This is a genomic window from Rhizobium sophoriradicis, from assembly GCF_025200795.1.
GTDB classification, from domain to species: domain Bacteria; phylum Pseudomonadota; class Alphaproteobacteria; order Rhizobiales; family Rhizobiaceae; genus Rhizobium; species Rhizobium sophoriradicis.
On sequence record NZ_CP104152.1, the window covers coordinates 1,174,666 to 1,188,044 of the forward strand.

10 protein-coding genes are annotated in these 13,379 nt (G+C 61.9%); 4 read left to right on the top strand and 6 right to left on the bottom strand.

The features are described 5' to 3' along the window. Positions 1-65: 65 nt before the first annotated feature. Positions 66-737, bottom strand: a complete 672-nt coding sequence (gene purN, locus N2597_RS05835) for a phosphoribosylglycinamide formyltransferase (RefSeq protein WP_183596874.1) — start codon at positions 735-737, stop codon at positions 66-68. Next, the gene (gene purM, locus N2597_RS05840) at positions 734-1,807 is read right to left on the bottom strand and encodes a phosphoribosylformylglycinamidine cyclo-ligase (protein ID WP_183596873.1); all 1,074 of its coding nucleotides are present in this window, start codon (positions 1,805-1,807) and stop codon (positions 734-736) included. The genes purN and purM overlap by 4 nt, the downstream gene beginning before the upstream one ends. Positions 1,808-2,053: 246 nt before the next feature. Here purM and N2597_RS05845 point away from each other — a divergent pair, with 246 nt between their 5' ends. The 4 genes from N2597_RS05845 to ppx all read left to right on the top strand — a co-directional run bounded on the left by N2597_RS05845 (position 2,054) and on the right by ppx (position 7,686). Beyond that, a complete protein-coding gene (locus tag N2597_RS05845; protein WP_183596871.1) occupies positions 2,054-3,178 on the top strand; it encodes an AI-2E family transporter in 1,125 nt (374 codons plus the stop codon). Next, the gene (gene hdaA / locus N2597_RS05850; protein WP_183596869.1) at positions 3,171-3,884 is read left to right on the top strand and encodes a DnaA regulatory inactivator HdaA; all 714 of its coding nucleotides are present in this window, start codon (positions 3,171-3,173) and stop codon (positions 3,882-3,884) included. Before N2597_RS05845 ends, hdaA begins: the two co-directional genes overlap by 8 nt. Before the next feature lie 127 nt (positions 3,885-4,011). Next, positions 4,012-6,153: an RNA degradosome polyphosphate kinase gene (locus N2597_RS05855; protein ID WP_423228309.1), complete on the top strand. Its 2,142-nt coding sequence runs from the start codon at positions 4,012-4,014 to the stop codon at positions 6,151-6,153. 12 nt (positions 6,154-6,165) lie between these two features. Further along, entirely contained in the window at positions 6,166-7,686 is a 1,521-nt protein-coding gene (gene ppx, locus N2597_RS05860) for an exopolyphosphatase (RefSeq protein WP_077993225.1), read from the top strand. 257 nt (positions 7,687-7,943) lie between these two features. Here ppx and N2597_RS05865 read toward each other — a convergent pair whose 3' ends face one another. From N2597_RS05865 to N2597_RS05880, 4 genes are all read right to left on the bottom strand, one after another. Further along, positions 7,944-9,302: an esterase-like activity of phytase family protein gene (locus N2597_RS05865; RefSeq protein WP_077993226.1), complete on the bottom strand. Its 1,359-nt coding sequence runs from the start codon at positions 9,300-9,302 to the stop codon at positions 7,944-7,946. Between the two features lie 107 nt (positions 9,303-9,409). Beyond that, complete coding sequence (locus N2597_RS05870) at positions 9,410-10,471, bottom strand: adenylate/guanylate cyclase domain-containing protein (protein ID WP_077993428.1); 1,062 nt, start codon at positions 10,469-10,471, stop codon at positions 9,410-9,412. A 77-nt stretch (positions 10,472-10,548) separates the two neighbouring features. Next, positions 10,549-11,694 carry a ribonuclease D gene (gene rnd, locus N2597_RS05875; protein ID WP_183596865.1) on the bottom strand — a complete coding sequence of 382 codons (1,146 nt, stop codon included), beginning with the start codon at positions 11,692-11,694 and terminating at the stop codon, positions 10,549-10,551. A gap of 130 nt (positions 11,695-11,824) precedes the next feature. Beyond that, on the bottom strand, positions 11,825-13,216 hold the full coding sequence (locus N2597_RS05880) for a multicopper oxidase family protein (RefSeq protein WP_096769352.1): 1,392 nt from the start codon (positions 13,214-13,216) through the stop codon (positions 11,825-11,827). Between the last annotated feature and the right edge of the window lie 163 nt (positions 13,217-13,379).

A 13,379-nucleotide genomic window follows, 5' to 3' on the forward strand; every position in this document is an offset into this window, starting at 1 on the left:
CACGATCGCATAGGGCGTTGATTGACTTTGTTCGCAGCCTGAACCGCGTCGCGCGGAGATGCGCTCTAACCGCGGTCGCCGATCAGCGAGATGAGCTGGGCCTTGGGCGTCACGGACGAAACCTCGGCGCTTACGGCCTTGCCGCCTTCCATCGTCACGCGGCCTTCGGCAAACAGCCGCAGCGCCTGCGGATAGATCTGGTGTTCGACGGTCAGTACGCGCGCGGCAAGGCTTTCGGCCGTGTCGCCGGAAAGGACCGGAACGGCGGCCTGGCCGATCACCGGGCCTTCGTCCATGCCTTCGGTGACGAAGTGCACCGTGCAGCCGGCAATGCGCATGCCGGCGTCGATGGCGCGCTGATGGGTGTGCAGGCCTGGGAAGAGCGGCAGCAGGGAAGGGTGGATGTTGAGCATCCGGCCTTCATAACGCTGGATGAAGGTCGGCGTCAGCAGCCGCATGTAGCCGGCCAGGCAGAGGATATCGGGTGAAAGTTCGTCGAGCGCCGAAAAGATCGCCGCTTCATGCGCGTCCTTGCTGGCATAATCCTTGCGGGGAAAAGCGAAGGTGGCGATGCCTTCGGCCGCCGCCTTGGCAAGCCCGCCGGCATCCGCCTTATCTGATATCACGCCGACGATCTCGGCCGGATAGTCGGCGGCCTTCGCCGCCGCGACCAGCGCCATCATGTTGGAGCCGCCACCGGATATGAGGACGACGACGCGTTTGCGCGGCGTGCTCATATGGCAAGCGTACCCTTGTAGACTGTGCCGGCAGCGCCTTCGGCGCGGGCGATCATGCGGCCGAGCGTGACGACTTTTTCGCCTTCGGCTTCAAGCGCCTTCGATACCGCGGCGACATTCTCTGCGGCGACGACGACGATCATGCCGATGCCGCAGTTGAAGGTGCGCAGCATTTCATTGGCTTCGACGCCGCCGGTCCTGGCGAGCCACGAGAAGACTGGCGGAACCTTGACGGCCGCAAGGTCGATCTCGGCCGCCAAATGCTTCGGCAGCACGCGCGGAATATTTTCCGGGAAGCCGCCGCCGGTAATATGGGCGAGCGCCTTCAGCGCACCCGTCTCGCGGATCGCCTTCAGCAGCGGCTTCACATAGATGCGGGTCGGCTCCAGCAGCGCTTCACCGAGCTTCTTGCCTTCGGCGAACGGCGCCGGTGCATCCCAGCCGAGGCCGGAAAGCGAAACGATCTTGCGCACCAGCGAGAAGCCATTGGAGTGGACGCCGGAGGAAGCGAGGCCGAGAATGACGTCGCCTTCGGCAATGTCGCCGGAGGGGAGCAACTGGCCGCGTTCGGCAGCGCCGACGGCAAAGCCGGCAAGATCGTAATCGCCGGAGGAATACATGCCCGGCATTTCGGCCGTCTCGCCGCCGATCAGCGCGCAGCCGGCCTCGCGGCAGCCGGCGGCAATGCCGCCGACGATCGCAGTACCTTGGTCGGGGTCGAGCTTGCCGGTGGCGAAATAATCGAGGAAGAACAGCGGTTCGGCGCCCTGGACGACGAGATCGTTGACGCACATGGCGACGAGGTCGATGCCGACGGTGTCGTGATAGTCCGCGTCGATGGCGATCTTCAGCTTGGTGCCGACGCCGTCATTGGCGGCGACGAGAACCGGGTCGGTAAAGCCTGCGGCCTTGAGGTCGAAGAGCCCGCCGAAGCCGCCGATTTCGCCGTCGGCCCCGGGACGCCGCGTCGAGCGCACCGCCGGCTTGATCTTCTCGACGAGGAGGTTGCCGGCATCGATGTCGACGCCCGCGTCGCTGTAGGTCAGGCCGTTTTTCCCAGACTGGCTCATGCTGGTCTCCGATGGCTGTTTTCAGGCGGCCGACACGCCGCGTCATCTGCCGGTCGCAATTGCATGACAGGGCCGTTTATGCAAGCGCTGCATGGCAAAAGCCCCCAATTTCCCGTGTCTTCAGCCGGCATTTTCCGGAATTGCCGCGACAGGGTTGACCATCTTTACGCCTGCATCCTATGTGCTGAATGACCGCGTCGCAGACGACGCGGCGTTCAGCGGCGGCGAGCGATCAGCGGGGAAGCGATGCCACAGCAAATCAGCGGCAACAGTCTCAAGCGCCAGATCTTCTTCTGGCTGGCTGTACTCGTCTTCTTCATCGCCTTTCTCTATGTCTTCAGCTCGATCCTTCTGCCTTTCATCGCCGGTATGGCGATCGCCTATTTCCTCGATCCGGTGGCAGACAGGCTGCAGCGGCTTGGCCTCAGCCGCTTCATGGCGACGATCGTCATCCTGATCGCCTTCGTGATCACCTTCACCCTGGCGCTGATGATCCTTATTCCCGTGCTCGTCAGCCAGTTCAACGATTTCGCCGAGCGGCTGCCGGGCTATATCAGCCATTTGCAGCAGTTCATTGATAGCTCGAAAAACTCGCTGCTGCCGGAATGGGTCAGGAGTCAGGCCGGCACGATCAAGGATAATTTCTCCGGCATCCTCTCCGAGGGCATGGGTTTCTTGACCGGCCTCTTTGCCCAGATCTGGAATTCCGGCAAGGCGATCGTCGACGTCATATCGCTGCTCGTCGTCACCCCGGTCGTCGCCTTCTATATCCTGCTCGATTGGGACCGCATGGTCTCCAAGGTCGATCAGTGGATACCACGCGATTACGTCGCCGATGTCCGCCAGATCGCCAAGGAGATCGATCAGGCGATCGCCGGCTTCATCCGTGGCCAGGGCTCGCTCTGCCTCATCCTCGGCATCTATTATGCCGCAGGCCTCTCGCTCGTCGGCTTGAATTTCGGCCTGCTGATCGGCCTCTTTGCCGGCATGATCAGTTTCATCCCCTATGTCGGCTCGCTGGTCGGCCTCGTTCTTTCCGTTGGCGTAGCGATCGTGCAGTTCTGGCCGGATTATCCCTGGATCGGGCTGGTGATCGTCGTCTTCTTCAGCGGCCAGTTCCTCGAAGGCAACATTCTGCAGCCGAAGCTCGTCGGCTCCAGCGTCGGCCTGCATCCGGTCTGGCTGATGTTTGCGCTGTTTGCCTTCGGCGCGCTCTTCGGTTTCGTCGGTCTTCTGGTCGCCGTGCCGGCCGCCGCCGCCGTCGGCGTTCTTGTTCGCTTCGCGCTTTCGCGCTACCTTCAGAGCGATCTTTATTTTGGCGGGTCGCCGAGTGGCCGCGCTCAGAAGACGAAATCAGTTCCCAATGAATGACGTGAAGAACGTTGCGCTGAAGCGCAAGGCCGCGGAGCAGTTGTCGCTGCTCTTTTCGCACGATGCCGCCAGCGGCCGGGACGATCTCCTGATCTCGGAGCGTCTTGCCGCCGCCGTTTCGATCGTCGATGCCTGGCCGGAATGGCCGTCGCCGGTCGTCGTGCTCGCCGGCCCCGTCGGCTCGGGAAAATCCCATCTCGCCCGCATCTGGAGCGAGTTGAGCGGCGCCGTCAGCATTCATCCCGAACTTGGCTCGGACGCGGCAGTTGCCGCGGCCGCCGGCCCGGTGCTGTTCGAGGATGCCGATCGCCAGGGCTTTGACGACAATGCGCTCTTTCATGTCATCAACAGCGTTCGCGAAAACGGCACCAGCCTGTTGATAACAAGCCGTCTCTGGCCGATGTCCTGGCCGGTTCAGCTGCCCGATTTGCGCTCGCGCCTGAAGGCTGCGACGGTCGTCGAGATCGGCGAACCCGATGAGGCGCTGCTGTCGCAGGTGATCGTCAAGCTCTTCGCCGACCGGCAGCTTTATATAGATGACAAACTCGTGCTCTATATCGTTAACCGCATGGAGCGGTCGCTGAACGCGGCGCGGACGATCGTCGACCGGCTCGACCGGCTGGCCCTGTCGCGGGGCACGAAGATCACCCGGTCTCTTGCTGCCGAAGTATTGAATGAATTGGGAAATTCGGAACCGGCCGATTGACTGTCACAGTTCCGTCGTGAAACTGATATAATTGCCGTCGCGATTGAAAACGGGGTAGTGGACCATGGATAGCGCAGTCGCAGAACATCAGGAACTCTCTCCGGAAACCAACGACAACACGCCCCCGCTGGAAGAGCTGCTGACCAGCCCCGAACGCTTCATCAACCGCGAATTCTCCTGGCTTCAATTCAATCGCCGCGTTCTCGAAGAGACCTTGAATACCGAGCATCCGCTGCTCGAGCGCGTCCGCTTCCTGTCGATTTCCGCCGCCAATCTCGACGAGTTCTTCATGGTGCGCGTCGCCGGCCTCGAGGGCCAGGTGCGTCAGAACATCGCCATCCGCAGCCCTGACGGCAAGACGCCGGCCGAGCAGCTCGACTCGATCCTGCAGGAGATCGACCATCTGCAGATGGAGCAGCAGGCCTCGCTCGCCGTGCTGCAGCAATATCTCGCCAAGGAAGACATCCTGATCGTGCGTCCCGGCGCGCTCAGCGATGCCGACCGCCAATGGCTGGCTGCCGAATTCGAACAGGCGATCTTTCCGGTGCTGACGCCGCTGTCGATCGACCCGGCCCACCCGTTCCCGTTCATTCCCAATCTCGGTTTTTCGATCGGCCTGCAGCTCGTCAGCAAGAACGGTCGCGAGCCGATGACGGCGCTCTTGCGCCTGCCGCCGGCGCTCGACCGCTTCGTCCGCCTGCCGGATGATGCGAACACGATCCGCTACATCACGCTGGAAGATGTCGCCAACATCTTCATCCACCGGCTCTACCCGGGTTACGAGGTGCAGGGCTCCGGTACTTTCCGCGTCATCCGCGACAGCGATATTGAAGTCGAGGAAGAGGCCGAGGATCTCGTCCGCTTCTTCGAAACGGCGCTGAAGCGGCGCCGCCGCGGCAAGGTCATCCGCATCGAGACCGACTCGGAAATGCCGGCTTCGCTGCGCCAGTTCGTCGTTCAGGCGTTGAGCATCCCCGAGAACCGCGTCGCCGTTCTGCCGGGACTTCTGGCGTTGAACACCCTGTCGGAGATCACCAAGGCGCCGCGCGACGATCTCCGGTTTCAGCCCTACAATGCGCGATTTCCCGAACGCGTCCGCGAACATGCCGGCGACTGCTTCGCCGCCATCCGCGAAAAGGACATGGTCGTCCATCACCCCTACGAATCTTTCGACGTGGTCGTCCAGTTTCTTCTCCAGGCTGCGCGCGATCCTGACGTCCTGGCGATAAAGCAGACGCTTTACCGCACCTCCAACGACAGCCCGATCGTCCGTGCGCTGATCGACGCCGCCGAGGCCGGCAAGTCGGTGACGGCGCTGGTCGAGCTCAAAGCGCGTTTCGACGAAGAGGCGAACATCCGCTGGGCGCGCGACCTCGAACGCGCCGGCGTGCAGGTCGTCTTCGGCTTTATCGAGCTCAAGACGCACGCCAAGATGTCGATGGTCGTCCGCCGTGAGGAGGGCAAGCTCAGGACCTATTGCCACCTCGGGACCGGCAACTACCACCCGATCACCGCCAAGATCTACACCGACCTGTCCTATTTCACCTGCAATCCCGTGATCGCCCACGACATGGCGAACATCTTCAATTTCATCACCGGTTACGGCGAACCGGAACAGGGCATGCAGCTGGCGATTTCGCCCTACACGATGCGCCCGCGCATCCTGCGCCACATCGAGGAAGAGATCCAGCATGCCAGGAACGGTGCTCCGGCGGCGATCTGGATGAAGATGAACTCGCTCGTCGATCCTGATATCATCGATGCGCTCTATCGCGCCAGCCATGCCGGCGTCGAGATCGATCTCGTCGTGCGCGGCATCTGCTGCCTGCGTCCGCAGGTGCCTGGTCTCTCGGAGAAGATCCGCGTCAAGTCGATCGTCGGCCGCTTCCTCGAGCACAGCCGCATCTTCTGCTTCGGCAACGGCTACGGCCTGCCGTCCGACAAGGCGCTGGTTTACATCGGTTCGGCCGACATGATGCCGAGAAATCTCGATCGTCGCGTCGAGACCATGGTTCCGCTGACGAATCCGACGGTTCACGAGCAGGTCTTGTCACAGATTATGCTCGGCAACGTGATTGACAATCAACAAAGCTACGAGATATTGCCCGACGGTACGTCGCGCCGCATGGAAGTGCGCAGGGGCGAGGAACCGTTCAATGCGCAGCAGTATTTCATGACCAATCCGAGCCTGTCGGGCCGTGGTGAAGCTCTGAAGTCCAGCGCGCCGAAACTCATCGCCGGCCTGCTCGAAGGCCGCAACAACAAGTAATACTGGACCTAAATGGTTGAATCTGAAGCCCAGGGGCGCCTTCCAGGGATCGCTCCGGTCTCCGTTGTCGACATCGGATCGAATTCCATTCGTCTCGTCGTCTACGAAGGCATGTCCCGCTCGCCGACCATTCTTTTCAACGAAAAGGTCCTCTGCGGCCTCGGCAAGGGCATAGCCGTCACCGGCAAGATGGATGAAGAGAGCGTCATCAGGGCTCTGGCGGCGCTGCACCGTTTCAAGGCTCTGTCCGACCAGGCGCGCGCCGCCACCATGTATGTGCTGGCGACGGCCGCCGCCCGCGAGGCGAGCAACGGTCCCGATTTCATCCATCAGGCGGAAACCATCCTCGGCCGTAAGGTTCGCGTGCTGTCGGGGGAGGAGGAGGCGAAATTCGCCTCGCTCGGCATTATCAGCGGCTTCTTCAATCCCGACGGCATTGCCGGCGATCTCGGCGGCGGCTCGCTGGAACTGATCGACATCAAGGGCAAGGAGTTCGGCAAGGGCATCACGCTGCCGCTCGGCGGCCTGCGCCTGTCGGAATATGCGGGCGGCTCGCTTTCCAAGGCCAGAGCCTTCGCCCGCAAGCAGGTGAAGACGGCAAAGCTCTTGTCGAAGGGCGAGGGGCGCACTTTCTACGCCGTTGGCGGCACCTGGCGAAACATCGCCAAGCTGCATATGGAGATGACACATTATCCGCTGCATATGATGCAGGGTTATGAAGTCTCGCTCGAAGCGATGATGCTGTTCCTCGAACAGGTGGTGACCGCGCGCGATTCCAAGGAGCCGGCGCTGCAGGCCGTGTCCAAGCACCGCAGGTCGCTGCTGCCCTTCGGCGCCGTCGCCATGAAGGAAGTGCTGAGCGCCATGAAGCCGTCGATGATTTCCTTTTCGGCGCAAGGTGTGCGCGAGGGCTATCTCTACTCGCTGCTGTCCGAGGGTGAGCGCCGTCTCGATCCGCTGCTGGCCGCCGCCGGTGAATTGGCGATCCTGCGTGCCCGGTCGCCCGAGCATGCCCGCGAACTGGCGGAATGGACCGGCCGGATGATGCCCTTCTTCGACGTCCAGGAAACCGAAGAGGAAAGCCGCTATCGCCAGGCCGCCTGTCTGCTCGCCGATATCAGCTGGCGCGCCCACCCTGACTATCGCGGCCTGCAGGCACTGAACGTCATCGCCCACTCTTCCTTCGTCGGCATCAGCCATCCCGGCCGTGCCTTCATCGCACTGACCAATTATTACCGTTTCGAGGGGCTGCACGACGACGGCGCCACCGGCCCGCTTGCGCAGATCGCCACGCCACCCTTCATCGAGCGCGCCAAGCTGCTCGGCGGCATGCTCCGCGTCGTCTACCTCTTCTCGGCCTCGATGCCGGGCATCGTCAAGAACCTGACCTTCCGCAGATCATCGAACCCGGACTTCGACCTCGAATTCGTCGTTCCCTCCGAATATCGCGATTTCGCCGGCGAACGCCTGGACGGCCGCCTGCAGCAGCTGTCGCGGCTAACGAATAAGAGGCTGGCGTTTCGGTTCGAATAGGGCAGAGATTTTTAAGGGCCGTTGTTGACGGCGCCATCCCTCCACTCTCCCTCATTCCTGTGCTCGTCACAGGAATCCAGCCACCGCGCGTCCGCGCGGTGAATGACTCACTTGCTTTTAAAGATTCTCCCGCGCTCAAGGACTTGAGCGCACTGGATTCCTGTGACGAGCACAGGAATGAGGGAGGAAGTGGGTGCGTAAACCAAAGAAAAAGGCGGCACTTCCGCACCGCCCCTCCATCTCACATCAAACCCGAATTACTTCGCGTTCAAAAACTCACCAACCTCAAGCAGGCTGAACTCGTTATTATCCGCCTTGTCGACGGCGCGGCCGGCCGAGAAGGGCAGGTTGTTGTCGTTGCCGATGATGATGTGGGTGGCGTCGACGCGATCGACGTTTTCGATCGTCACGAACGGCATGTCGTAGACGCCGTCCTTGGCTCCGGCCTTCTTCTTGTTGTCGGGGTCCTGGATGTTCAAGAGGTCGATATAGCCGATCTTGCGGACGGCCTTGCCGGCATTGGCGTCGTTGAACTCGATCTTGTAGACGCGCTTCAGTTCAGTCGGCGCCTCGAAGCAATCCGGCTTCGGCTGCTTCGGATCGGCGCAGGCCTTGTCCTTGGTGCCGGCGCCGCTGTCGCGCTCGATGACGAGAGCGGTCGTATCGTCGAGCATGTTGAAATCGCCGATCGACACGCCCTTGTCATCGAACGGATAGAGCCAGCTGCGGCCGGTCCACTTCTTGGCGGCGGCGTCGAATTCGATGATGCGGATGGCGGTGTGGCCGTCGGCCGTTTCCATCGTGCCGTCATCCTTGTAGATGGCGCCTTCGAGCAGGCCGTAGAGCTTGGCGCCGTCCTTCGACATGGCGAGGCCTTCGAAGCCGCCGGAACGCTTCAGGTTGAAGACCGGCATCTTCGCGGCCGGATTGCCCGGCAGCTGGATCAGCGGATTGTCGGGCGACAGCACCGGCTTGCCGTCGAGCGTGGTGGCAATCACATCTGTCAGGCGGCCCGCGGTGTCGAATTTCAGGATATAGGGGCCGAACTCGTCGCCGAGCCAGAAACCATCGGCAACCGGCTGGATCGATTCGATGTCGAAGTCGGCCCCGGTGAGGTAGCGCGTGTCGGTGCCTTCGAGCACGATCGGGAACGGAGCGATCTTGTTCGGGTCGGAGAGGAAGAGGTTGTTGACGACTTCAGCCTTGTTGGCGGCCCAGTCGAACTTCATCTGATGCAGGAACAGCATGGAGTCGGAGGAATTGGCCTTGGAACCGAAGCCATTATCGGAGAGCGTCCAGAACGTGCCGTCGGCCATCGTCTTGATGCCCGAGAAACCCTGGATCGGCTGGCCGTCGAACGGAAGCTTCAGGTCGGTCACACGTGCACCGTCCTTGCCGGGAACGGTGCCGAGCGCTTCGGTGCGCTTGCGGTCTTGCGTCGTGAACTTGCCGGAATGCTTGAGGAATTCGGGGGCATTGGCCGGGGCCGCAACCATGGTGTTGGCAGGCAGGATCGCCTGGCCGGCGAGCTTGGCCGGGAATTGCTGCTGGTCGGCCGAAACGGGGCCGGCAATCAGGATGAAAAGCGATACGGAAGCAAAAAGGACGTTCTTCATAATATCCCCATGGAACGGATGCGAATGGCTTTCCGCTTAGCAGGGCTTCCGTGTCAGCGAATTGACGGTTGGGTGAAGCTTTGGTGACGGGTGATAAAAGCGCTTGCTCAGCCGTGCAGAACGACTGCGGGCGTGTTCAGAACGGTCACCGCACGCGAGGAAAGCGCCATGACGCCGAGCGCCTGGCCGCGTCCCTTGACGGCATGGATGCCGAGATCGTCGCAGGAGATGTCGTCGGGAAAGGTCAAGCGCCGGGCAAGCTCCGCGGAGATCAGCACCTGTCGGTTCAGACTGCGGCAGAGCGTCTCCAGCCGCGCGGTCGTATTCACCGTATCGCCGAAATAGCTGATCTTGTGGTGATCGACGCCGACTTCCGCGGTGATGATCTCGCCGCCATGAAGGGCGGCGCGAAGCTTCGGTACCTGTCCGTAATTTTTCCGCCAGCCGGCGGCATTGGCTTCGATATCGGCGATGATATCGAAGATGCAGCGCACGCAGCGCGCATCCTTGACGCCACGGGCAAGCGGCCACGTAATGATCGCCGCATCGCCGACATAGTCGTTGATCATGCCCTTGTGGCGCCGGACCGGCTCGGCGAAAGTCGCAAACAGCGAGCTCAGCAGCTGCTGTGCCCGGAGGTCGCCGTGCTTTTCGGCAAAAGCTGTCGAATCGACGAGATCGATGAACAGGAAGACACGCTCTTCCTTGACTGGATTGCGATAGCGGCTGATGAGCATGCTGACGAATACTTCGCGGCCGAGCAGTTCGCGCACGCGAAGGATGAAGATCAGTGCCGAGCAGACGGCAAGCGCATAGAGGAAGACGTCGAAGGGCATGATGACGAGATCGAGGAGCGACGACGGCTTCAGCACGCCGAAGGCCCGAAGGAGCAGGCCGGCGCAGGCAAAGCCGATGCTCATCAGGATCTCGTAGATCACCAGCTCAGTGATGATGAAGATGAAGGTCGGCAGCTTCTGGATGCGCCGGTAGAGCCCCCGGAACAGCACCTTGCGCTCGAAGGCGATGATCGGCATGCCGATGAAAAGCGCGAAGATCGCGCCGATGACCGGCGTCTGGTCGGAGTAGAACATCGAATCATAGACGACGCCGCTCGCCGCCAGGACGAGGACGATCAGGATCCAGTTCTGCGTCGGAGATATTTCCCGCATGCCGCCCCTTCGCTTCGCAGTTTCGCCCGGCCATTGTTTCAGCTGGGAAAACAGCGTCAAGCGAATTCGATTTGGTGTCAGAGCGCGACGGTTTCAACCTTCCGGCCGGCGAATCGCAGTCCGATCTGGCCCTGGATCAGCTGCAGCGCCGGCTCGCCGAAAAGATCGCGCCGCCAGCCGTGCAGGGCCGCGACGTCGGCCTTCTCGCCATCGGCGGCGATCTTGTCGAGATCCTCGCTGTTGGCGATCACCTTCGGCGCTACGCCGTGTTTTTCCGAGATCAGCTTCAACAGCACCTTCAGGAGTTCGACGGCGGCAGCGGCCCCTTCAGGGGCCTGCGCCTGCCGCGGCGCATGTGGCATCTCCGCCTTCGGAAGCGCGAGCGCCGCGTTGACGGCCTCGATGACGGCGGCGCCGGAGGTCGAGCGCTCCCAGCCCTTCGGAATGGTGCGCAACCGGCCGAGCGCTTCTGTATCCTTGGGCTGCTGCTGGGCGATCTCGTAGATCGCATCGTCCTTCAAGACGCGCGAACGCGGCACGTTGCGCGCCCGTGCCTCGCGCTCGCGCCAGGCGGCGACATATTTCAGGATCGCCAGCTCCTGCGGCTTGCGCAATCGCATCTTCAGCCGCTGCCAGGCGTCATCAGGATGCATGTCGTAGGTTTCGCGGGCCTCGAGAACGTCCATTTCCTCGCGAAGCCACGACGTGCGGCCTTCGCGGTCGAGCTGTGAACTCAGCGACAGATAGACGTCGCGCAGATGCGTGACGTCGGCCAGCGCATATTCCAGCTGCTTGTCGGAAAGCGGCCGGCGGCTCCAGTCGGTGAAGCGCGACGACTTGTCGATACGGACGTTCTTGATGCGACTGACCAGCTGATCATAGGAGACGCTGTCGCCGAAACCGCAGACCATCGCGGCGACCTGCGTGTCGAAGATCGGATGCGGAATGAGATTGCCGCGATTGAAGATGATTTCGATGTCCTGGCGTGCGGCATGAAAGACTTTCAGCACCTTGGTGTCGGCCATCAACTCGAAGAAGGGGGCGAGGTCGATGCCCTTGGCCAGCGGATCGACGAGAACCTCTAATGTCGGGCTTGCCATCTGGATCAGGCAGAGCTCCGGCCAGAAGGTCGTCTCACGCAGGAATTCGGTGTCGATGGTAATGAAGTCGGACTTGGCCAGCTCTTTGCAGGCGGCCGCCAAATCGGCGGTGGTTTCGATCATATCAATTCATTCGCAAGGAAAAGGTCGGTTGAACCTTCCTTCTCCTTTCGCTTCGATATGTCAATACAACAGCATAAGCTTCGCGCATTGCTGGCGAAGAATCACGTCCAAACTGAGGCAAGCAAATGCTTCAGCTCACTCTGACATAGCTGGTCATGCCGGTCTTCTGATGTTCGATGATGTGGCAATGCAGCACCCAGTCGCCGGGATTGTCGGCGACGAGGGCCAATTGCACCTTCTCGTCCGGCTGGACGAGGTAGGTGTCGGAGATGAGCGGCATCACCTCCCGCGTCGAGGACGAGATAACCGTGAAGCTCATGCCGTGCAGATGGATCGGATGGGCGTGCGGCGTTGTGTTCTCCAGATTGAAGACATAGCTCTTGCCGAGCTTCAGTTCCGCCAGCGGCGCCGTCGGATCCGGGGTATCGCCCGGCCAGGGCACCTTGTTGATCGCCCAGAAGCTGTAGCCGAGCGTGCCGCAGATACTCTCGACGGCGGCATTTTCCGCGGTGGCGCTCAACACCAGCGGAATCTGTTCGGCAGCGGAAAGATCGGCCTTAGGAACGGGGTTTTCGGCAAGCGGGCCGAGATCGCCGATATTGCGTTTCAACGACGGTCCAACGGCGCGCAGGCTGGCAATCGTCTTCGGCGTCGTGCCGCGGATATCCTCGAGCGTCGCGACGGCACCTTCGCCGTCCGGCATGCGCACGGCAAGATCGAGCCGCTGTCCGGGCCCGAGCTGTAGCAAGTCGAGGGGAAAGCGTTTCGGCACCGGATTGCCGTCGATGGCGATGACGGTCGCATCGGCGCCCCCCATCGTCAGCGAGAAAATGCGCGTCACGTCGGTGATGGCGATGCGCAGCCGCACCAGTCCCCCGGCCGGCGCGTCATATTGCGGTTCCTGATGCCAATTGGCAGTGCGCACCGTGCCGTATGTGCCGCTCTTGGCGGCATCGCGCGGCCGAAAGGGGGCGATGAACTGCCCGTCTCCGCCAAGCCGCCAGTCGCGCAGGTTCAGCAGTACCTCGGCATCGAAATCGGGATCGGCCGGGTCCTCGACCACGAGCATGCCGGTCATGCCGTGTCCCATCTGCGTCAGCGTGTTGCAATGCGGGTGATACCAGAAAGTGCCGGCATCGGGTGGCGTGAAAGCATAGTCGAAGCTGTCGCCGGTGTAGATATAGGGCTGCGTTACGAAGGGCACGCCGTCCATGCGGTTGTCGATGCGCAGCCCATGCCAGTGGATCGTCGTCGGCTCGTCCAGCTGGTTGTTCAGCCGTGCCGCGTAGGGCTGCCCTTTCGTCATCCTCAGAACCGGCGGCATGCCGTCATGGCCCCAGCTCATGACATCCCGGGTCGGCCCTTTCTCGGTCAGCATGGCCTCGGTCTTCACAGCCGTCAGCAGCTGCGGCTCCGGTGCTGCCGCGGCAGGTCCGAATTTGCCGGCAATGCCCATGCCGACTCCGTAGGCGCCCGCGACAGCGGAGGCCTTGAGAAGGTTGCGGCGGGTCAGGAAAGGCATGCGTGGCTCCACGATGAGAATGCACCTCCTTTTAAAGTTGACCGCCACCTTCATCAATACGGCAAGCGCAGCCAAACTGCCGCAGCTACGGGCCGCGGCTTCGCCATAAACGCGTGCCAATCGCGTGGCGAGCACGCGCCAAGCCTTGACAAATCGGAGCGTC